Consider the following 20,723-nt stretch of genomic DNA (forward strand, 5'->3'; position numbering starts at 1 on the left):
GGTGTGCCAGTGGGGTTAAAGAAAAAGGAGACCAAGATGAAACGAAAACTGCTAATACTGATGGGCGTGTTTGGAATGACGGCTCTGTTATTTATGGGCTCTGGTTGCAAAAAAAACGAGATATCAAAACCATCGACAGAGGTGTTGAATTCGTTTGACACATCCTTGGTTGAAAAGACCAATGACTTTGGATTCAATCTCTATAAAAAGCTGGCAACGGAAAAGAAAAACAGCATGATCTCACCTGTTGGCATCTCCCTGGCCATGGAAATGGCCTATAATGGCGCAACCGGAGAAACCCGGGAGGCGATGGCAAAAGCCTTAAATATTCAGGGCATTGATGGTGACCGTCTAAACGAAAACAATCAGGCCCTGTTGTATTTTTTAACCTCGACTGACCCCAAGCTGACCTTAAATATTGCCAATTCGATCTGGATGAGGGAAGACTTTAAATTTTCAGAAGCGTTTGTCAAAACCGTGAAGCAAGATTATCAGGCGGATGCCCAAAAATTGGATTTTGCTGATCCCAAGTCGGCCGATGTCATTAACAAATGGGTTAAAGATGAAACTCAGGGCAATATTGATCAGATTGTTACCCCGCCCATTGACCCGGAAACGATCATGTTTTTGATAAATGCCGTCTATTTTAAAGGAGCCTGGAGCAGTCCTTTTGAAAAGGATCTTACCAGCGATCAGAGTTTTACTCTGGCTGATGGACAGAGCGTGACGGTGCCGACAATGTACCAGACCGGTTCCTTTGACTATTTAAAAACAGCCAGTTTTCAGGCCTTGCGGCTTCCCTATGGTGAAAATGAGCAGATGGCCATGGTGTTATTTTTACCCAACGAAGATTCCAGCCTGAGTGACTTCCAGCAGCAGCTCAATCAGGATAACTGGTCAAACTGGATGAGTCTTTTTGAAAAAAAAGAGGGCAGCCTGATGCTGCCGAAGTTTACTTTGGAATATGAAAATTCATTGAACCAGGCCTTAACGGATCTGGGGATGGGAGTTGCTTTCCAACCGGGAAAAGCGGATTTTTCAGGAATGGCAGCAACCGACACCGCAGCTGATATTTATATCAGCGATGTTAAGCACAAGACCTTTGTTCAGGTAGATGAGGCCGGTACCGAAGCCGCCGCCGTGACCTCGGTGGAAATCAGCGTTACCAGCATGCCTGCCTATGATTTTGAACTTAAATTCGACCGACCATTTTTCTATGTCATTCAGGACAGCAAAACCGGAGCCATTGTTTTTATGGGAACGGTGTTTGACCCAAGTAAATAATAATTAATTCCGGTGTTATTATGACTGATAGCACCGGTTTTTTTTCTTTGGTTTTATTTAAGATTCCGGTCTGTTTTCAGCATTATTCCATAAAAACATTGTAATTTCGGGCATAAAAAAGTAAACTAAATGATATGAGTTTATTTTTTGTTTCAAGGAGATGTGATCGCAATCGGATCGGTCTTCGAGACAAAGCGACTTAAAATTACAGGCAAGAGAGAGGAAAAAATGGGGTTTGTAGAAATTTTAAAGGCAATCTTTCTGGGGATTGTGGAAGGTGTAACCGAGTGGCTGCCAATCAGCAGCACTGGGCATATGATATTAGTGGATGATTTTATAAAACTGAATATGTCCGACCCGTTCATTGAAATGTTTTTATACGTCGTTCAGTTGGGCGCCATTCTGGCAGTGGTTTATATCTATTGGCATAAACTGGTGCCGTTTTCATTTAAAGATAAAAAAATAATGATCCGTAAAAACACGGTCATCCTCTGGTCAAAAATTGCGGTGGCTTGTATTCCGGGAATCCTGGCCTATTTGCTGCTGGATAGTCTCTTCGATACCTATTTTATGAATTCAATCGTTGTGGCAGCGATGTTGATTCTTTATGGGATTCTTTTTATTGTGATTGAAAATTACAACAAAAAGCGTAAACCGGAGATTGTCAAGTTATCGGAACTCAGTTATAAACGGGCCCTGCAGATTGGTGCCTTTCAGGCTTTATCGATTGTACCGGGGACATCTCGATCCGGGGTAACCATTCTGGGGGGGATGATTTTGGGGACATCCCGAACGGTGGCTGCCGAATTTACCTTTTTTATGGCCGTTCCAGTCATGTTCGGGATCAGTTTATTAAAACTGATTAAATTTGGTTTTGCCTTTACCCTTTGGGAAGTGGTAATATTATTAGTAGGAATGATCTCGGCCTTTATTACTTCCATATTGGCCATTAAATTTCTGATGACCTATATTAAAAAGCATGATTTTAAAATTTTCGGCTGGTACCGCATTGTACTGGGTGTCATCGTGTTGTTCTATTTCTTTATCACCGGTAATTAGGATAATTTGAAATGGCATTTGATGTTGAAAGGAAGAAAAAATGATTAAGATTGATCAGGAAAAATGTATTGGTTGTGGCGCATGTGTTGAAGATTGCTTTACTCGGGATCTGGTGATTGAAGCGGACAAGGCCAAAGTCCTTAACAAAACCTGTATTAAATGCGGCCATTGTATCGCCATCTGTCCGGTAAATGCCGTCAGCATCAGCGACTACGACATGAGCGAAGTGAAGGAATATGAAGCCGCCAGCTTTGACATCGAACCGGAAAATCTGCTGAATTTCATTAAATTTAGGCGGTCGGTCCGACAGTTTAAAGACCAGCCCATCGAAAAAGAAAAACTGGAGACGATTATTGAGGCTGGCCGATTTACCCCAACTGGCGGAAACCGTCAGCCGGTGTCTTTTGTGGTGGTTCAGGATCAACTTTCAGAGTTGACCGGACTGGCCCTGGAAAGCCTTAACAATCTGGGAAAAGTGCTGCTGGCCGATAGGGAAAAGACCCCACCGCTGATTGCCTATTATGCGGAGCGGTGGCTGCAGATGTATGAAGGCTATCTGGCAAATCCGCAAAAAACCACCGATTTGTTTTTTAATGCCCAAGCCGTTGTGATTATCGTCTCGGAATCACCCATTGATGGTGGCCTGGCTGCATCGTCGATGGAACTGATGACCCATGCCCAAGGACTGGGAATGTTCTACAGTGGCTTTTTTGTCCGGGCTGCGGCCAACAGCGAAAAAATAAGACGTTTTCTGGGGATTGAAGAGACCAACAAACAAGTGATTGCCTGTCAGGTGATGGGCTATCCCAAGGTCTCTTATCAGCGCACCGTGCCCCGAAAGAAGCCGGTAGTATCCTGGCGATAAGGCGATCAGCCGGAGTGTAACAGCGTTTAAAATGAGGTAAAAGATGGCCTATCTGGAATTTCGGAATATTTTCTTAAACTATGATCAGCGGACAATCTTTTCCGGTTTTAATCTGGAAATTGAGCGTCAGGAAAAGGTTCTGCTCTGTGCGCCGTCCGGCCGGGGCAAGACCAGTCTGGTTAAAATGCTGCTGGGTTTTGTGGTACCGGAAGCCGGGGAAATCCTGGTTGACGGGATGCGGCTGACCGGGAAAACGGTTAATGACATTCGCCGCAAAATTGCTTATGTGAGTCAGGATGCTGATATTCCCAGGGGAATAGTCAGTGAAGTTTTCGCGAGCGTTTTTAATTTTCCGGTCAACCGTCATTTAAGTTATCAGGAAACGGTTTTACGGGACTGGCTTAAAACCATGTCCCTGCCGGAAGATACCCTCGAGAAAAACATCGATGCCCTTTCCGGCGGCGAACGGCAACGGCTGGCCCTGGTTCTGGGGATTCTGCTGGATCGGGAGATCTGGATTCTTGATGAAATTACCACCGGTCTGGATCAGGAGCTGAAGAAAAAAATGGTGGAGCTGCTTTTAAGCTACGACAAAACCATTTTAGTGGTCTCCCACGACGATATTTATAAAAATCAGAGACTCCGGGAGGTGAGCTGGTAATGGGCGTTCAGGAAATACCCTTTTATACCCCTTTTTATCTGCTGATTTTTGTGCTGCCGATGGCCATTATCAATTTTAAACTGGGAATCGGCCTTAATAAACGGACGATTTATGCCCTCTTCCGGATGACCATCCAGCTGGTGCTGGTGGGCTTTTTTCTGCAGTACATCTTCTTGTTCAACAACCTCTGGGTAAACTCGGCTTATGTTTTATTTATGATTGGGGCGGCCGGTTTATCCACCGTTAAAACCTGTGGATTAACCGTCAAAAAACAGTTATTACCGATTGTCATCGGCTTTGGTCTGCCCAACCTGGGGATGATTCTCTTTATCAATCAATTTGTCATCGGTTTGGACAACATCTTTGACGCCCAGTATTATATTCCCCTGATGGGAATGCTGCTGGGCAACAGCCTCAGCGGCAACATTATCGGCATCAATACTTTTTACAATGGCTTAAGGCAAAATGAACGACTCTATCAGTATCGGCTGGCTTTAGCCGCCAATCAGTGGGAAACCACCCTGCCCTGGTATAAAGAAGCCGTCATTGCCTGTATGAACCCCATCATTGCTTCCACCGAAACTATTGGTCTGGTATCCCTGCCCGGCATGATGACGGGCCAGATTCTTGGCGGTTCGATGCCGATGACAGCCATTGTCTACCAGATTGTGATCATGGGTGCGATTCTGATTTCCCGTTATTTCGGCATTCATTTCTCGATTTTATTAACCCGGAAGCAGGCCTTTGATGACTATGATCGGTTAATCCGGTAGAATCGATGCAAAAAATTCCCATTAGTCAAATAATTAGTTCATTTATTTCGCCCTCGCAACGTGATAAACTATAAAATATTGAATTCGTTTAAAAATGCGAGGTAGCAGATGTCCTATAAAGATTTAACACCCAGTACCGTCATTGAGTACATCAAAGAAAATACGGATATTTTTCCAGCTGCGGCCAAACTTGAAGTTTATGAAGTTGGCGGCGGCGAAGACGACGGCGATGGTTTTGTCAATCACATCTATCGGGTATGGGATGAAAGCGGGCGATCGGTTATTCTCAAACAGGCCAAACCCTACCTGAAACTATTTGGCGAAGGGGCTCCGCTGACGGCCAAGCGCAACCAGCTGGAATCGGAAATGATCAAGTTAAGAACGGCTATCACTCCGGAATATCTGCCGGAAATGTATCACCTTGATCCAGACAATAATCTTTTTATTTATGAAGACTGCGGACGCCTGAAAATTATGCGTTTTGAATTGACCAAGGGGAAACGGTTTCCTAAATTCCCCCAACAGATGGGTGAATTTTTGGCCAAATCGAATTTTTATACCTCTGAGATCTATCTGGATCAGGTTGCCCACAAGGTACTGGCATGTAAATTTATGAACCCGGAAATGCGGGTGATTATGGAAACCATTTTGTTCCTGCGGGAATCTTTTATTGAGGGAGAAGTCGATTTACCGCCGGGAGATCCCAATCATCTGGTGATGAGTGATCTGCTCTGGGAAAAACGGGAACTGCGGGTTGAGCTCCTGAAGCTGCGGGGCATTTTCATGAAAAAGAGTGAGTGTCTGGTGCATGGCGATCTGCATACCTCCAACATTATGATTGACGAAAATGAAATGAAGATCATTGACATGGAATATCCCTTCATGGGGCCGTCCTCATCTGATAGCGGCTATCTGTTGGGGAACCTGATCTATGAATATATTGCCTGGTTCCACCATGATGAAGGAACCAAAGCGTCTCGGAAAGCCTATCGTCAGGAAATACTGGGCTACATCCGCGATTTCATCAGCGAGTATCAGCGGGTTTACTGTGCAAGCTGGGATCAGGATGCTAAACCAATGTATCGTGAGTATACCGAATATCGCGATGAGCTGTTACGTACCTACATCAAAGAGGTCTGCGGTTTCGCTGGTTGCCAGATTATCAGTCGGGTCGGTAACATTGTGCCACTGCCGGATTTTGATGTAATTAAAAACCCGGTCAGCCGCAACTGTGCAAGACGTCTGTCGTTGCTGATTGCTGATGCGTTGGTTATGAAACGGGAAGAAATGGAATCGGTAGAAGACATCATTTCCTTAATCGAAACCATTACCTACCGCTATTTTGATGTGATGAAGGCGTTAAAGAACCGCAGTAAAAGCGGCCAGGCAAATTAGAAGGAATCATAAACTCAAGCGATTTTTGGCTTGAGTTTTTTGTTTGCTGAAATGTCGGCAGGGGAATGTTTATTTTTACGGAAATGTGGTAGAATAAGAATACGAAAATAGGTTGGAACGAACGGAAATCTTTTTTATAAAAAAAGGAGGGCTAAGCGAAACAAGAGGTTATAAAAAGCCGGATGAGTAACTGAAAGCATGTCTGAAATCGGTTGCAAGTAAATTAGCCGGTCAAGCTGCAGTTAAGAATTTAGGATAACAGGCAGAAAGGGGATTCCAGCTATTCGCGTAAAATTATCATTCAGGAGGAAAAAGTCATGAAAAAAAATAAATTAACACTTTATCTTGTGGCCATAACGATTATGATGGTTTCGGTTCTTTTGATGGGGGCCAGCTGCAGCGCAACATCAGCCAACGTCAGCAATGCAGTGATGACAACCGGGGTAGATGACAGTTCATTGCCGATTGATGAAGTCACTTCATTTCCAGTCAATACCGACGTTTATGTAGCAGCGGAACTCCACAACGCCCCGGATGATACCGATATTACCTTTATCTGGTATCTGGAAGATCAGGTAGTCGATTCTGTGACCATCAATAACGGTGATGTCAGTGATGCACCGCTGTGGGGCATTCTGCCAGCTGAGCTGGTTACCACACCAGGCAACTATGCCGTTGAAATTTATATTGATGACCGGGAAGATCCCGATACGGTTACTGAATTTACGGTTAAGTAAAAAAATAAAAGCGCAGGTCGCCTGCGCTTTTATAATGCCCTTAAAAGGCTGCGTTGGATAATTCAAACGGTGTTTCCTGATAAACGTAGTAATTCAGCCAGTTGCTAAACAGCAGGTTGGCATGGCCCCGCCAGCGCACCACCGGTGGCTGAGTCGGGTCGTCATTGGGGTAGTAGTTGATGGGAATATTGATTGGTTTACCCTGGGAAACATCACGGTCATATTCACCCTTTAGGGTTAGGGGGTCGTATTCGCTGTGGCCGGTGACAAAAATCTGGCGACCGTTTTGGGCCATGACAATATAGACCCCGGATTCAGGGGATGCCGCCATGATTTCCAGATCGGGATGGGCCTCAAGTAGTTCCCGGCGGATTCCGGTGTGTCGGGAATGGGGCACATAGAAGGTATCGTCAAAGCCCCGAAAGAGTTTGACATAGGCCTGTTCCAGGTGGTGTTCAAAAACACCAAAGGCTTTTTCGGGCAACAAATACTTCTCAATTCCATAATGATAATAGAGTCCGGCCTGGGCACCCCAACAGATATGCAGGGTGGAAAAGACATTGGTTTTGCTCCAGTCCATAATCTCGGTGAGCTCGTCCCAGTAGTCTACCGCTTCAAATTCCAGGGTTTCAATCGGGGCGCCGGTAATAATCAGGCCATCAAACCGCTGCTCTTTGATATCTTCAAAATAACAATAGAAAGAGCCCAGATGTTCGGACGGGGTGTTTTTACTTTCATAGGTTTTTGTTTGCAGTAGGGTTACCTCAATTTGCAGCGGTGTATTTCCTAAAAGCCGCAACAGCTGGGTTTCAGTGGTGATTTTAGTCGGCATCAGATTGAGAATGGCAATTTTTAAGGGCCGGATATCCTGATGACTGGCCCGGTCAGCATCCATCACAAAGATGTTTTCATTGGTCAGAATCTGACTGGCGGGCAGATTAGTGGGTATTTTTATCGGCATTGGTTCACCTCCGGGTGATTGATTAAAAACTAAAGAGCCTGAGAAAAGGCCTGATCGAGATCAGCCAGAATGTCGTCACTGTGTTCCAGTCCAATCGACAAACGGATCATATCTTCAGTTACACCGGCGGCAATCAGGTCATCGCCAGACAATTGCTGATGGGTGGTGGTGGCGGGATGAATCACCAGCGATTTGGCATCGGCAACGTTGGCCAGATGGGTAAACAGGGTCAGGCTATCAATAAATTTACGGGCGGCGGCGATGCCGCCTTTGATGCCAAAGGTGAAGATTGAACCAGGGCCTTTTTTGAAGTATTCGTCAGAAAGAGACTTATATGGATTATCAGAAAGCGACGGATAGTTAACCCAGGAAACCTGAGGGTGGTTGGTCAAGTAAGAGACCACTTTCTGAGTGTTTTCAAGATGCCGATCCAGGCGCAACGACAGGGTTTCCAGACCCTGTAACAGTAGAAAGGCATTAAAGGGACTGATGCAGGCACCGGTATCCCGGAGCAACTGAACCCGGGCTTTGACAATAAAGGCCGCAGCACCAATGTCGGTGGCGTAGGTAATGCCGTGATAGCTGGCATCGGGGGTGGTAAACAGCGGGAAGCGGCCGCTGCCAGCCCAGTCAAAGCTGCCGCCGTCAACGATGATGCCGCCGATGGTGGTGCCGTGTCCGCCGATAAATTTGGTCGCCGAATAAACCACGATGTCAGCACCAAAATCCAGTGGCCTAAATAAGTAGGGGGTGGCAAAGGTGTTGTCGACGATCAGTGGCAATCCGTTATCGTGGGCGATCTGGGCCACGGCTTTGACATCAACAATATTAATAGCCGGATTCCCCAGTGATTCGATATAGATGGCCTTGGTATTTTCATTGATGGCAGTGCGGAAATTCTCAGGGTCATCCGGGTTAACAAAGGTCGTTGTAATGCCGAGCCGGGGCAGGGTGGCGCTTAAGAGATTGTAGGTACCACCATAAAGGGTGGATGCGGCCACCAGTTCATCTCCGGTACCGGCGATATTGAGAATGGTGGCAGTAATGGCTGCCGAGCCGGAAGCAAAGGCCAGGGCACCGACGCCGCCTTCTAAAAGCGCCATCCGTTCTTCCAGCACACTGGTGGTGGGATTCATAATCCGGGTATAGATATTGCCCGGTTCTTCCAGGCCAAATAGCCTTTGGGCGTGTTCGCTGTTGTCAAAAACATAAGAGGTGGTCTGATAAATGGGAACCGCCACCGCATGGGTGGTGGGATCAGGGCTTTGACCGCCATGGAGTTGGAGCGTTTCAAATTTTCGGGTATCCTTCATAATCGTATCTCCTTATATCATTATTAATAAATTACATATCATTCCAGTAGGAATTATAAGCAATATAACATAAATAACCAGATCTTGTCAATATGTAAAGCAAAGAATGAAAAATTAACACGTTTTTAATCACTATTTATTTGACATTGATAAAAATTAGGTCTATAATAAACCAAAATACACGTTACAGGTCAACAAGGTTGTGGAAAAGTTCATTTTCTTTGTTGTAAGGTGTCCTGAGAGGAATATCATGGCAGAGTTAAGAAGAAACTTAAATGAATATTATTACGTTAACACCCAAAGCTATTGGTTTTTTAGCTTTGGTTATTTTGCGTACAATCAATTAAGTTCCTTTGAGAATCCCAACCCATGAGAAATTTTTAGCGATACCGGTGTATTGAATAAAAGTTGATTTTTAGGAGGCTTCTTAGGAAGTCTCCTTTTTTTTCGCAAGTCAAAGGCCAAAGATCATGCTGGCAATTTGGATGCTGACTGCGAATCACCAGAAATCAGTAAGGCGCTTTCTGGTGGTCTTCGGTGCACAGAAGATAAAAATGGGGCCGAGTGATCAGTTCGTAAATTAATGGAGGAAGAAAATGATAATAGTTGTTAAACCCAACACCAAAGAAGAAGATATTCAGAGGTTAATCAAGATGATTGAAACACAGGGATTAAACATTCATTACTCAAAAGGTGTGGATCACACCATTCTAGGAATAGTAGGGGATACAACCTTGGCAGATGTGGAAAAAATCCGTTCAAACCGTATTGTAGAAAATGTACTCAGAGTTCAGGAACCCTATAAGAAAGCCAATCGTCTCTTTCATCCCGATGATACCATCATTAACGTCAAGGGCCGAAAAATCGGTGAAGGGACAATCAGTGTGATGGCTGGCCCCTGTTCGGTGGAGAGCGAAGAACAGGTTGTAGCGATTGCCAGAAGTGTCAAAGCTTCCGGAGCAACCTTTTTGCGGGGCGGAGCTTTCAAGCCACGAACATCACCCTATGCGTTTCAGGGCTTGGGATACGAAGGATTAGAGTTACTTAAGATCGCCAGAAAAGAAACCGGATTGCCAATTGTTAGCGAACTGATGTCGCTGGAGCATTTGCAAGCTTTTGAAGATGTCGATATTATTCAGGTAGGTGCCAGAAACATGCAGAATTTTGATTTGCTCCGGGAATTGGGAAAAATTGACAAGCCGATCTTACTTAAACGGGGGATGTCATCGACGATGCAGGAATTCCTGATGTCGGCTGAATACATCATGAAGGAGGGCAATGATAAGGTAATTCTCTGCGAACGGGGCATTCGCACCTTTGAAACCGCCACCCGAAATACCCTGGACATCAGCTGTATTCCGGTGCTCAAGCAAAAGAGTCACTTACCGATTATTATTGACCCCAGTCATGCCACCGGGCTGTCCTGGACGGTTGAAGCATTGACCAAGGCCGCCATCGCTGCCGGTGCCGATGGGGTGATGATTGAGGTTCATAACAATCCGGAAGAAGCCCTGTGTGACGGCGAACAGTCGATTACCCCGGAACAATTCCATAAAATTATGATCACGGTCAAAAAATACGCCGAATTTGAGAACAAGGTGATGTAATGAAAAAACGTGAAGATTCCATCGTTGGCTTTATCGGCCTGGGTCTGATGGGTGGGGCTTTGGCCATGGGACTCAGGAAGCAGGGGCCCCGAGAAATCTGGGCTTATGATTTAAACCCGTCGGTGATTAAAAAGGCCTTGGATCAGGGCGTGATTGATCAAGGGGTCTGGGACTCAGCGGGGCTTCAAAAAATGCTGCCCCAATGCGATCTGGTGTTTATCTGCCTGACCCCAATGGACACCCTGGCTTTTTTAGCCCTGTACATGGAAGACTTCAAGCCGGGGGCGATTGTCACGGATATTATCGGGGTCAAAGAAGTGGTCTTTAAAAACCTCGGCAATCTGTTGCGCAAAGATATCGATTATATTCCCGGACACCCGATGGCGGGCAGTGAAAAAGAAGGCTTCGGCGGGGCCGATGATCGGATCTTTAAGAACCGGAATTATATTTTGACCCCCTTACCCTCCAATCAGCCGGAGAATATTGGGTTGATCCGGGACATTGTTACGGATCTGGGTTTTAATCATATTGTTGAAACCACCACCGAAATTCACGACCAGAAAATAGCCTTCACCTCCCAGCTTTGCCATGTGATTGCGGCGGCCCTGGTTGATTGTGAGGATGATCTGTCGATTACTGATTTTGAAGGCGGCAGCTTTGGTGATCTGACCCGGATTGCCATGATCAATGCCCCGATGTGGACGGAATTGTTTATGTGCAACCGTAAAAATTTGCTTGATCAGATTGAGAAATTTGAGTCCAGCCTGGCTGCCATGAAAGACATGATCCGTTTGGATGAAAAGGAAGAATTGATTGACCGGCTTCAATCGGTTCGGGAAAAACGCATTGCCATGGGGGAGATTCGGGCGGCGAAAAGCTTAAAAAATCTGTGAGTTTGCTTAAGAGATACGCTGTGAAAACTATTACATCAGCCTGAAAATGATTACGCTATTGACTTAATTAAATATGGGAGTATACTCTAGGTAAAGAAACATTTGAAATCATAATTTTTAGTGGGAACAAAACGAAGAGGGTAAAAGTTAAATAAATATTGGAGCAAAAAGATCATGAAATTATGTCATCTGCCATCCCTTGGTATGAGAAACATAAAAACGGTGCTGGCAGTATTCATCTGTGTGGTGGTATTTGCAATAATGGGACCGGAGTTTAATCCACTGTTTGCTGCAATTGCAGCGGTGCTTACCATGGGGCCGAGCATTGAAAATTCCATCGAAACGGGTTGGAATCGGATATTGGGAACCATCTTTGGTGGAGCAGCGGGACTGCTGGGCATTTTTGCCGCTAACTTAATTCCTTATGAATTTGCCTATGTGGCTATTATTCCGCTGGGTATTATGTTACTGATCTATCTATGTAATAATTTTCATAAAGCAGGTGCCATTGTTATTACCTGTGTGATGTTTCTCAGTGTCATGACCACCTATCCCCAGGACGCTGGCAGCTATATGCTGGCAATGTTAAGGCTGCTGGAAACAGCATTTGGGATCATTGTGGCGTTTTTAATCAATCGGTTTATCAAGGTTCCGGAATGCGACGAAAAGTCAGCTGATGAGGGATCAGAAACAGAAAAAGAGCTGGTCACCAAGGCAGAAAAACCGGGTAATGACCATCAGAAGTTTAAAGTATCAAGTTTTTTGTATATGCTATTCAAACCATAGGTTTTACGTTTATTCTGGATTTTTGTGACGTCTGGACAAACTAAAATATAATTACCCCTCCCCTTAAAAAAGAGACCACCCGAATACCAGGTGGTCTTTTTTTAGTAAAAAAAATTATTTAAGATGACCGATTACCGTCAGTTTTGCGTTGAAGACCGCCGCCAGTTCGGGTAAGGCAAAAGGTTTGATACTGGCAATTACGGTGGTGGCCGGACCGGCAGAATCCACTACATTCAGATTATTGGGCATCGCTTCAAATTGGCACTGATGAATGGTGGCTAGATTGGTGGCTTCGTATAAAATTCCCTTGGAGCCACAGGGTACAATCTCATTAACAGCGGGATTTTCGGTTAAGGTCTTAAGATCCTGATAATCGGCGATTTCCGGATCACCTTCGAGAACAAGAGCGGCCGCGAATTTGGGTTTGCCAATGCAGATCACTAAATCCCCGGGTGCAGAGGGGGTGATTCGTAATCGCTTGGCGATGCCCACAACAAAAATGCCAAAGCCGGTCATGCAGGTTTTGAAATTTTCTTCAGTTGAACCGTTAATGGGTAGTTCCCCGATGCCAGCCCGCGCCAGTTCTTCCTTAATTCCCTGGATCAGGGCAGCGCCAGTGGGCTCCATTTCACCGACGATGGTGTTGGAAAGACTGATAATCTCGGTGCCGCAGGATAGCAGCTCAAAAAGACAGACCCGGGCGGCAAAAATCGAAATATATTTTGTAGGAACACACAATTCGTCCCCGGGTTTCTCTCCGACACCACCGCTGCTGTCACAGGCCGTGATCAGGAGGGTATCGGGAAGCTCAATGACCGACAGGTCACGATATTGATAAGTTTTCATCAGATCCTCCTTTGGGGGATTGGTTTGCTAATAGTGAAAGTGTCCTGGGCTTGGTGAGTCATTTGGTAATAGCGGCAGTAGGGTAAACGCTAGCCGGTTAAACCTGGGTTGAGGTTACCGAAGCGACCTGATTTTTAACTGACAGTGGTAAGGCTTTAAAGATCAGAGCGGCAATCAGAGCGTTGATGCCGCCGACTAGCGCCAGAGGAAACATCATTGCGATGACTCCAGGCCAGGTTAACATTGGAATCAGCAGCGGCGAACACAGTAACAAAAGGATCGGGCCGTTACAGACGGCGGCAACGATAACGCTGACAATCAGAGCGACAATTTCGCTACTGGCCTTTTTAACAAAAACATAAGTATACCAGGTGGCTACCATGATTAACCCCATTCCCAGGCCAATGGCCAGGTGAACCGGTAGGGTCATCGGGAACCCCGAGGTAAGGGCGGTTAAAAGATGACCAATAATCGCAATAATTGCGCCCGCCACAGGGCCCATCAGCAGGGTGCCTAAAAAAGCCGGTAGTGAATCAAAGGCAATGGTGCCAAAAACTTTTAACTGGGCGCCTACAAAAGAAAGGGCAATTAAAAGTGCCATAAAAACTAATTGTCGGGTGTTGATTTTCATAACGAACTCCTTGATTTTTATTATAAAGCATTTGATGGCCAAAGAAAAGACGAACCGATTCCGGTGTCAAACAAAAAAGCCCACATCCAATACAGATGTGAACTTTACCGTCGTCCAAATGGAATCATTTCTGGCAGGTCTCCTGAGTCCGTTTCATTGCAGTATTGTCCCTTCCCGTGAGGTGGTGATGACAAGTGCTCAACGATACAGTGGTGGGTCCCTACAGGATTTTAACCTGTTTCCCTATTCTCCTTTTACAAGGCACCAAAAAAGCTTTATTTACTTGGAAGAATAATAGCACATCGGGAATCGCTTTGTCAAATTGAAATTGTCCGGGGCTAGTAATCATTGTAAGTAAAAAATGCAAAGCGGGAATGGAGAATCACGGGATTGGGGGTAAATTCTGGTGTAAATCAAACCCGAAAAAACCGGACCAACCGAAAATTATCGCCAAATATTCCAGCTATAATTCATTGTCTAAAACCCTTGGAGTATGATACAATACAGCTCAAAATGATTAATACTATGAGGTATAAAAATTGATTCTAATGATCGACAACTATGATTCTTTCACCTATAATTTAGTCCAGTATCTGGAGGGACTCAATGAAACGGTGATCGTAAAAAGAAATGATAAAATCACTCTCGACGAGATTGCTGCGATGGCACCGTCGATGATTGTTTTATCACCGGGGCCATGTACCCCCAACGAATCCGGCATCTGTCTGGATGTGGTTCACCGTTTTAAGGGACAAATCCCGATTCTGGGCATTTGTCTGGGACATCAGATCATTGGTCAGGCCTTTGGCTGTACGATTACCAAAGCGCTGGAGCCAGTGCATGGCAAGGTTCATGCCATTGCCCATGACAATGTCGGAGTCTTTGACGGTCTTAATAATCCCCTGAAGGTGACGCGCTACCATTCTCTGGTGGTGGAAAACCGGGATATTCCCGATTTTTTTGAGATTACCGCCAGAACCGATCAAAATGAGATTATGGGGATGCGCCATAAGGATTATCATATCGAAGGGGTGCAGTTTCATCCTGAAGCGATTCTCACCGAAATGGGCATGGAATTACTGGATAACTTTTTTCAAGCGACAAAAGAAAATGGTGTGCGATGCTAATACAAGAAATAAAAACCGACCTAACAAGTTTTGAAAGCTATCTTTTATTTAAGGATGAGCCCTACAGTTTCTTCCTCGACAGCGGGAGAGACCCGGACAGCTTGGGACGTTATTCATTTATCGGCGGGGATCCGCTGCTGGTCTTTACCAGCAAGGATAAAGACATCACCATTAAAACCAAGACGGAGACGAAAACGGTTACTGGCGATCCTTTTGATGAACTGCAAAAACTATTAAAACAGTATAAAATGGATTATTCATCGCCGTTTCCGTTTATTGGCGGGGCGGTCGGTTATTTTGGCTATGATCTTTGTCATCATCTGGAAGCCTTCCCCCGGACGGCAGTGGATGATGTTAATGTCCCGGATTGTTTTATGGGCTTTTACGATGGCATTGTGATTATCGATCATAAAGAAGAAAAAACCTATGCGGCGGCTCTGGGGATTGAAGAAAACGAAGCCGATATTGTCAGCCGCTTAGCCGCTCGATTTGCCGGTGATCCCAAGGTCGCCATTCGTTCGGACTTTAAAATCAATGAAAATCTGGAATTCCGGGGTAATTTTACCAAACCGGAATATCTAAAAGCCCTGGATGCGGTGCATGAATATATTTTAGCTGGAGATATTTACCAGACCAATCTGACTCAGCGCTTTAATGCTGATTTACAGTTAAGCCCATTGGAATTATACAGTGAACTTAGAAAAATCAACCCGGCTCCCTTTGCCAGCTATATTGATTTTGGGGTCGGTCAGATTGTCTCCAGTTCGCCGGAGCGTTTTATTCTGGTTCAGGGAAAAAACATTGAAACCCGGCCAATTAAAGGAACCATGCCCCGGGGCAAAACTCCGGCTGAAGATGCCGCTAATCGTGAGACTCTGATCAACAGCGAAAAGGATAAGGCCGAGCTATTGATGATTGTCGATCTGGAACGGAATGATCTCGGAAAAATCGCCAAAACCGGCACCGTCAAGGTTCCGGAATTGTTTAAACTGGAAGAATATCAGACCGTTTTTCACCTGGTCTCCACAGTGACGGCCGAGTTGAAGGACGAATTGGATGCCATTGACTGTGTTAAGGCGACCTTCCCTGGTGGTTCAATTACCGGGGCACCAAAGATTCGGGCGATGGAGATTATTGATGAACTGGAGCCGACCCAGCGAAACATTTATACCGGTTCGATTGGCTATATTGGTTTTAACGGTGATCTGGATCTGAATATTGTCATCCGGACGATTGTCTGCAAGGATGGCAAAGGCTATTTTCAGGTCGGCGGCGGAATCGTCTGGGATTCCGACAACGAGTCTGAGTATCAGGAAACCTTCGATAAGGGTCGCGCCCTGATGGATGCATTGAAACGGTATTAAATACAACTGTGTTACTTAAGTGCCGTGAGCTTTACGACCAGTTTCGCACGAAACAATTGTTACACTGTACGGCGGACAGTTCGCTGAACTGTTCGCCTACACGTTACACAATTGTTTGTGGAAACTGATCGTAAAGCAATAGTTGTTTGTAATTTAAAGCTATGCAGTTTCCGAATAGAGGGAGAAAAATGGACTACGTCAGTTATAACGGGGAAATTTCAAAAAAACCGCAGATCCCGCTGGATCAGGGCTTTCTTTATGGCTATGGGGTGTTTGAAACCATCAACGTGGCCCAGGGCAAGCTGGTTTTCTTTGAGGATCACATGGAACGGTTCAAACAGAGTGCCCTGGTGATGGGCCTGAAGTTGACCATTCATCCTGATCAGATCCGAAGCGAGTGTCAGCAGATTATTGACAAAAATGCGATGATTCGGGGTGGCCTAAGGGTTACCCTCAGTAAGGGACTAACCGCTGATAACCTGCTGATCACGGCCCGGGAAAACCATTATGACCGTCGGATGTTTGAGCAGGGTGTAAAAATTTGCACCGCTGATACCATCCGCAATGAAAAATCCCGGTTAGTGAGTATTAAGTCCAACAATTATCTGGAGAACCTGCTGATATTAAATGAAGCCAAAGCCCTAGGCTTTAGCGAAGCGGTTTTTTATAACACCCAGGGCCATCTGGCTGAGGGGTGTATGACCAATATCTTTTTAATCAAAAACGGCCAAGTCGGCACCCCGGCAAGGGATTGCGGGCTGCTGGCCGGGATTGTCCGCAACCGGGTAATTGACTTGCTAAAAACCAATCAGATCCCAATCGCAGAGGGGTACTACAGCAGTGATTGCTTGCTGGCAGCGGATGAAGTTTTTATCACCAATTCGCTGATGGAAATCATGCCGGTGAAGCAGCTCGATAAACGATGTTACGGGGTTGGCCCAGAAACCCTGACGGCCCGGATCGATGGGTTATTTCAACAAGCCTGGGGGCAGCGTTAAGAAGTTGTAGAGTTTGAATGATTAATTAACGAAATTAAGCACCAGCCTTGCCATGGAGAGAAAAATTCATGGCAGGGCTTTTTGTTGATGAAAAAAGCCTAATAATTTGTGCCAGCTTTTGTCGATTGGACGAAAACTGTGTTAAAATACCTTTAATAAGCGAAGTAAATAGCAAAACCAAGGCAATGGTTGTTTTGGCATTGGAAAATGGCAAGTTATCAATTAATTTTAAAAAGCATGAGGTGATAAAATGAGTACACAATTGGATCGTGAAAAAGCACTGGCATTATTAAAAGAATATAATGAAAGTGAATCTCTGGTTAATCATGGCCTGGCGGTTTCGGGGGTGATGGAACATTTTGCCCGACTGGAAGGGGAAGATCCGGAGTACTGGGGCATTGTCGGACTGCTGCATGATCTGGATTATGAAAAGTACCCCGATCAGCACTGTGTTAAAGTGGTCGAAATTCTGGAAGCGAACGATTACGAGCGCGCTTTTATCAATAGTGTGGTCAGCCATGGCTTTGGTCTTTGCGCTGACGTTGAGCCCACCCACCAGATGGAAAAAATTCTCTATGCCACCGATGAGCTGGCCGGACTGATTACTGCCTGTGCCTATATGCGGCCATCCAAAAGCGTTAATGATCTGGAACTGAAATCGGTGAAAAAGAAATTTAAAACTGCCAGTTTTGCCGCCGGGGTTAATCGGGAGGTGGTTACCAAAGGCGCCGAAATGGCCGGTTATTCGCTGGACGAGCTGATGCAGGAAACGATTCTGGGTATGCGGGCCGTGGCCGATGAGATCGGCCTGGGAAGTAATGAAGCTTAATCTCCCGGTTGCGGTAGAAAAGGCCTTTAAACAACTGGAAAGCTGTGGATTCTGTGGATATCTGGTGGGCGGCTGTGTCCGGGATTTTCTGCTGGGCACCCCGCCGACGGACTTTGATATGACCACCGACGCCACCCCAGATGAAATTATCGCCTGTTTTTCTGACCATCGGGTCGTTGAAACAGGCATCCGCCACGGTACCGTAACCGTCATGATTGAAGGAATGGCGATTGAAATAACCACCCATCGGATTGAAGGTGATTATTCGGACAATCGCCGTCCGGATACGGTAGCATTTACCCGAAATCTGGCCGATGACCTGGCCCGGCGGGATTTTACCATCAATGCGATGGCCTATCATCCTAAAAAAGGTCTAATTGATCTGTTTGCGGGCAGTCAGGATATTAAGAATAAAATGATCCGCTGTGTTGGCGATCCGCACCAGAGACTGGCCGAGGACGCCCTGCGGATTCTGCGGGGCCTGCGTTTTGCCGCAGTTCTGGGCTTTACCCTGGAAATGGAAACCGGCATGGCAATCCGGCAGAATTGTGGACAACTTTGTCATATTTCGGCCGAGCGGATTGCCGCTGAACTGGATAAACTGATCTGTGGAAAAAATGTCAAAGCAATCATCCTGGCAGAAACCGCCGTGCTGGGGGTGGTGATCCCGGAGCTGTTGCCAGCTAAAAACTTTGATCAGATGAATCCCCACCACTGCTATGATGTCCTGACCCATACGGCGGTGGCCATGGAAACCTTGGCGCCGGTGCCCCGGTTGCGCTGGGCGATGTTGTTTCACGATCTGGGAAAACCTGCAACCTTTACCCGGGATGAAGCTGGTGTTGGTCATTTTAAAGGTCATAGCAAGGTATCGGAAGCGATGGCCCGGGCGCGATTAACTGCTCTGCGGATCCGTAAAAGTATTATTGATTCGGTCTGTCTGCTGATAAAATACCACGATACCCTGATTGAGTCTGATAAAAAGAGTGTCAAGCGCTGGCTGAACCGTTTGTCGGAGCCCCTGTTTCGGGATCTGATTGCAATTAAGCGGGCTGATAACCTGGCCCAGGCGCCAGAGTATCGTGACCGGTTGGCATCGCTGCAAAGACTGGAAGTGCTGCTGGATCAGGTGATTGCCGAAGCGGCCTGCTTTTCACTAAAAGATCTGGCTGTCAACGGTCATGATCTGATTGACCTAGGGATCACCAACGGGGCCGAAATCGGTTGGATTCTTAATCAACTGCTGGCCGGTGTCATGGATGAAGTTTATCAAAATGAAAAAGAAGTTTTAATTGAAAAAGCAAAGGAGATACACAAATGCTAATTGACAGCCATGCCCATATTGACGATCAGAAATTTAACGAGGACCGGGAAGCGGTGCTGGAAAACGCCCGGGCTGCCGGAGTGGAGTTGATCATTAATCCCGGTGCGGATGAAGCCTCCAGCTTCCGGGCCGTGGCCATGAGTGAAAAATACCCGATGGTTTATGCCACTGTGGGGATTCATCCACATGATGCCAAGGATTACGACGCTCACAAACACGATGCTCTGTTAAGGGAATGGGCAAAAAAAGAAAAGGTGGTGGCGATTGGCGAAATTGGTCTGGACTACCACTATGACTATTCCCCCCGGGATGTCCAGCAGGAGGTCTTTATCCGCCAGCTGATCATCGCCAAAGCGGTGGCGCTGCCGATTGTGATTCATAACCGGGAATCGATGGAGGATATGATTAGGATCTTAAAGGAATATTTTGCGCCGGAGTACGGTGGCATCATGCACAGCTACAGTGGCTCGGTGGAAATGGCCAAGGTCTTTCTGGAGATGGGCTTTCATCTATCGATTTCCGGGCCACTGACCTTCAGCAACGCCCGGAAACTGCCGGAAGTCGTCGCCATGATGCCCTTGGAGCGGTTACTGATCGAAACCGACAGTCCCTATCTGACACCCACCCCCCATCGCGGCAAACGGAATGAGCCAGCCTATGTGGGTTTGGTGGCGGCCGAAATTGCCCGGATCCGGGGGATGGCGGTGGAAGAGGTGGCCGAAATTACCACCTGTAATGCCAAAAGAGTGTTTGGTATCAGCGAAAAGACGAAATAAATAAAAAAAGCAAATCAATTATTCATTTTCCTTGACAATCAATGTAAATTCAGATAAAATGTTTAGCGTACCTTCGGGACAGAAAATGAATAAAGGGGTATCGCCAAGCGGTAAGGCAATGGACTCTGACTCCATCACTCGCAGGTTCGAATCCTGCTACCTCTGCCAAATGAAAGCTAACCTGCTTTTTAAGATACCTTAAAAAGCAGGTTTTGTTATATCTGTGCAGCTGGAAAGACCCGTTGCACAAAGTAATAATCAGGAGAACAAGATGACGGATCAGAAAATCAGCGCTTTTGATATTTATGAGTATTTGCCGCATACCAACTGTAAAAATTGTGGTGAAAATAACTGTATGGCTTTTGCTGAAAAACTGCTGCAGGGTAAAAAGAACATTGGCGGCTGTTCAGCCCTTAGAGGTGACCAGTATGAAAAAAAACGCCAGGAAATTCAAACACTCATCGATGTAACCAGAGACTAAAGAGCGGGCAAAC

At 46.0% G+C, this 20,723-nt stretch carries 22 protein-coding genes, 1 tRNA gene and 1 riboswitch; of the genes, 19 read left to right on the forward strand and 4 right to left on the reverse strand.

The genetic code is table 11. The annotated features are described in order from the left end of the window. Nucleotides 1–36 precede the first annotated feature (36 nt). The 7 genes from B3F51_RS03800 to B3F51_RS03830 all read left to right on the forward strand — a co-directional run bounded on the left by B3F51_RS03800 (nucleotide 37) and on the right by B3F51_RS03830 (nucleotide 6,774). Complete coding sequence (locus tag B3F51_RS03800) at nucleotides 37–1,284, forward strand: serpin family protein (RefSeq protein ID WP_286945562.1); 1,248 nt, start codon at nucleotides 37–39, stop codon at nucleotides 1,282–1,284. 228 nt (nucleotides 1,285–1,512) lie between these two features. Further along, entirely contained in the window at nucleotides 1,513–2,343 is an 831-nt protein-coding gene (locus tag B3F51_RS03805) for an undecaprenyl-diphosphate phosphatase (RefSeq protein ID WP_070370975.1), read from the forward strand. Nucleotides 2,344–2,383: 40 nt separating this feature from the next. Further along, nucleotides 2,384–3,208 (forward strand): nitroreductase family protein, encoded by an 825-nt coding sequence (locus tag B3F51_RS03810; protein WP_070370976.1) that lies wholly within the window; start codon nucleotides 2,384–2,386, stop codon nucleotides 3,206–3,208. Between the two features lie 43 nt (nucleotides 3,209–3,251). Further along, nucleotides 3,252–3,869, forward strand: coding sequence for an ABC transporter ATP-binding protein (locus B3F51_RS03815; RefSeq protein WP_228880305.1), 618 nt, complete (start codon nucleotides 3,252–3,254; stop codon nucleotides 3,867–3,869). Next, nucleotides 3,869–4,642 carry an ABC transporter permease gene (locus B3F51_RS03820; RefSeq protein WP_286945564.1) on the forward strand — a complete coding sequence of 258 codons (774 nt, stop codon included), beginning with the start codon at nucleotides 3,869–3,871 and terminating at the stop codon, nucleotides 4,640–4,642. The genes B3F51_RS03815 and B3F51_RS03820 overlap by 1 nt, the downstream gene beginning before the upstream one ends. A 108-nt stretch (nucleotides 4,643–4,750) precedes the next feature. Next, complete coding sequence (mtnK, locus tag B3F51_RS03825) at nucleotides 4,751–6,037, forward strand: S-methyl-5-thioribose kinase (RefSeq protein ID WP_286945565.1); 1,287 nt, start codon at nucleotides 4,751–4,753, stop codon at nucleotides 6,035–6,037. A gap of 317 nt (nucleotides 6,038–6,354) precedes the next feature. After that, on the forward strand, nucleotides 6,355–6,774 hold the full coding sequence (locus tag B3F51_RS03830; protein WP_070370980.1) for a hypothetical protein: 420 nt from the start codon (nucleotides 6,355–6,357) through the stop codon (nucleotides 6,772–6,774). Between the two features lie 40 nt (nucleotides 6,775–6,814). Here the strand turns inward: B3F51_RS03830 and metA are convergent, their stop codons facing one another. Next, nucleotides 6,815–7,735, reverse strand: coding sequence for a homoserine O-acetyltransferase MetA (gene metA, locus B3F51_RS03835; protein WP_148638131.1), 921 nt, complete (start codon nucleotides 7,733–7,735; stop codon nucleotides 6,815–6,817). Between the two features lie 29 nt (nucleotides 7,736–7,764). Beyond that, nucleotides 7,765–9,048 carry an O-acetylhomoserine aminocarboxypropyltransferase/cysteine synthase family protein gene (locus B3F51_RS03840; protein WP_070370982.1) on the reverse strand — a complete coding sequence of 428 codons (1,284 nt, stop codon included), beginning with the start codon at nucleotides 9,046–9,048 and terminating at the stop codon, nucleotides 7,765–7,767. Between the two features lie 596 nt (nucleotides 9,049–9,644). Here B3F51_RS03840 and aroF point away from each other — a divergent pair. The 3 genes from aroF (at nucleotide 9,645) to B3F51_RS03855 (ending at nucleotide 12,334) form a co-directional block, all read left to right on the forward strand. Then, nucleotides 9,645–10,655, forward strand: coding sequence for a 3-deoxy-7-phosphoheptulonate synthase (gene aroF, locus B3F51_RS03845; RefSeq protein ID WP_070370983.1), 1,011 nt, complete (start codon nucleotides 9,645–9,647; stop codon nucleotides 10,653–10,655). Beyond that, nucleotides 10,655–11,548: a prephenate dehydrogenase gene (locus B3F51_RS03850; protein ID WP_148638129.1), complete on the forward strand. Its 894-nt coding sequence runs from the start codon at nucleotides 10,655–10,657 to the stop codon at nucleotides 11,546–11,548. The genes aroF and B3F51_RS03850 overlap by 1 nt, the downstream gene beginning before the upstream one ends. A 174-nt stretch (nucleotides 11,549–11,722) precedes the next feature. Next, nucleotides 11,723–12,334, forward strand: coding sequence for an FUSC family protein (locus tag B3F51_RS03855; RefSeq protein WP_286945566.1), 612 nt, complete (start codon nucleotides 11,723–11,725; stop codon nucleotides 12,332–12,334). Between the two features lie 114 nt (nucleotides 12,335–12,448). On the opposite strand, the gene B3F51_RS03860 is transcribed toward B3F51_RS03855, so the two are convergent. After that, nucleotides 12,449–13,180 carry an alpha-ribazole-5-phosphate synthase gene (locus B3F51_RS03860; RefSeq protein ID WP_286945568.1) on the reverse strand — a complete coding sequence of 244 codons (732 nt, stop codon included), beginning with the start codon at nucleotides 13,178–13,180 and terminating at the stop codon, nucleotides 12,449–12,451. Between the two features lie 97 nt (nucleotides 13,181–13,277). Continuing rightward, complete coding sequence (locus tag B3F51_RS03865) at nucleotides 13,278–13,811, reverse strand: ECF transporter S component (protein WP_084633582.1); 534 nt, start codon at nucleotides 13,809–13,811, stop codon at nucleotides 13,278–13,280. Between the two features lie 115 nt (nucleotides 13,812–13,926). Continuing rightward, a riboswitch (cobalamin riboswitch) is annotated at nucleotides 13,927–14,095 on the reverse strand. Nucleotides 14,096–14,350: 255 nt separating this feature from the next. Here B3F51_RS03865 and B3F51_RS03870 point away from each other — a divergent pair. From B3F51_RS03870 to B3F51_RS03910, 9 genes are all read left to right on the forward strand, one after another. Then, nucleotides 14,351–14,938, forward strand: coding sequence for an anthranilate synthase component II (locus B3F51_RS03870; protein WP_070370987.1), 588 nt, complete (start codon nucleotides 14,351–14,353; stop codon nucleotides 14,936–14,938). Next, nucleotides 14,932–16,302, forward strand: coding sequence for an aminodeoxychorismate synthase component I (gene pabB, locus B3F51_RS03875; protein WP_286945569.1), 1,371 nt, complete (start codon nucleotides 14,932–14,934; stop codon nucleotides 16,300–16,302). The genes B3F51_RS03870 and pabB overlap by 7 nt, the downstream gene beginning before the upstream one ends. Nucleotides 16,303–16,490: 188 nt before the next feature. Next, nucleotides 16,491–17,300 carry an aminotransferase class IV gene (locus B3F51_RS03880; RefSeq protein WP_286945570.1) on the forward strand — a complete coding sequence of 270 codons (810 nt, stop codon included), beginning with the start codon at nucleotides 16,491–16,493 and terminating at the stop codon, nucleotides 17,298–17,300. 68 nt (nucleotides 17,301–17,368) lie between these two features. Then, a complete protein-coding gene (locus tag B3F51_RS03885; RefSeq protein ID WP_070370990.1) occupies nucleotides 17,369–17,554 on the forward strand; it encodes a hypothetical protein in 186 nt (61 codons plus the stop codon). Next, nucleotides 17,551–18,129, forward strand: a complete 579-nt coding sequence (locus tag B3F51_RS03890) for an HDIG domain-containing metalloprotein (RefSeq protein WP_070370991.1) — start codon at nucleotides 17,551–17,553, stop codon at nucleotides 18,127–18,129. The genes B3F51_RS03885 and B3F51_RS03890 overlap by 4 nt, the downstream gene beginning before the upstream one ends. Then, on the forward strand, nucleotides 18,119–19,453 hold the full coding sequence (locus B3F51_RS03895) for a CCA tRNA nucleotidyltransferase (protein ID WP_286945571.1): 1,335 nt from the start codon (nucleotides 18,119–18,121) through the stop codon (nucleotides 19,451–19,453). Before B3F51_RS03890 ends, B3F51_RS03895 begins: the two co-directional genes overlap by 11 nt. Further along, complete coding sequence (locus tag B3F51_RS03900; protein WP_070370993.1) at nucleotides 19,447–20,229, forward strand: TatD family hydrolase; 783 nt, start codon at nucleotides 19,447–19,449, stop codon at nucleotides 20,227–20,229. Before B3F51_RS03895 ends, B3F51_RS03900 begins: the two co-directional genes overlap by 7 nt. Before the next feature lie 93 nt (nucleotides 20,230–20,322). Then, a tRNA-Gln gene (locus B3F51_RS03905) sits at nucleotides 20,323–20,397 on the forward strand. A 103-nt stretch (nucleotides 20,398–20,500) separates the two neighbouring features. Then, a complete protein-coding gene (locus B3F51_RS03910) occupies nucleotides 20,501–20,710 on the forward strand; it encodes a (Fe-S)-binding protein (RefSeq protein ID WP_286806524.1) in 210 nt (69 codons plus the stop codon). Nucleotides 20,711–20,723 lie beyond the last annotated feature (13 nt).

The organism is Acetobacterium sp. UBA5834 (assembly GCF_002435675.1).
In the GTDB taxonomy this organism is placed as follows: domain Bacteria; phylum Bacillota; class Clostridia; order Eubacteriales; family Eubacteriaceae; genus Acetobacterium; species Acetobacterium wieringae.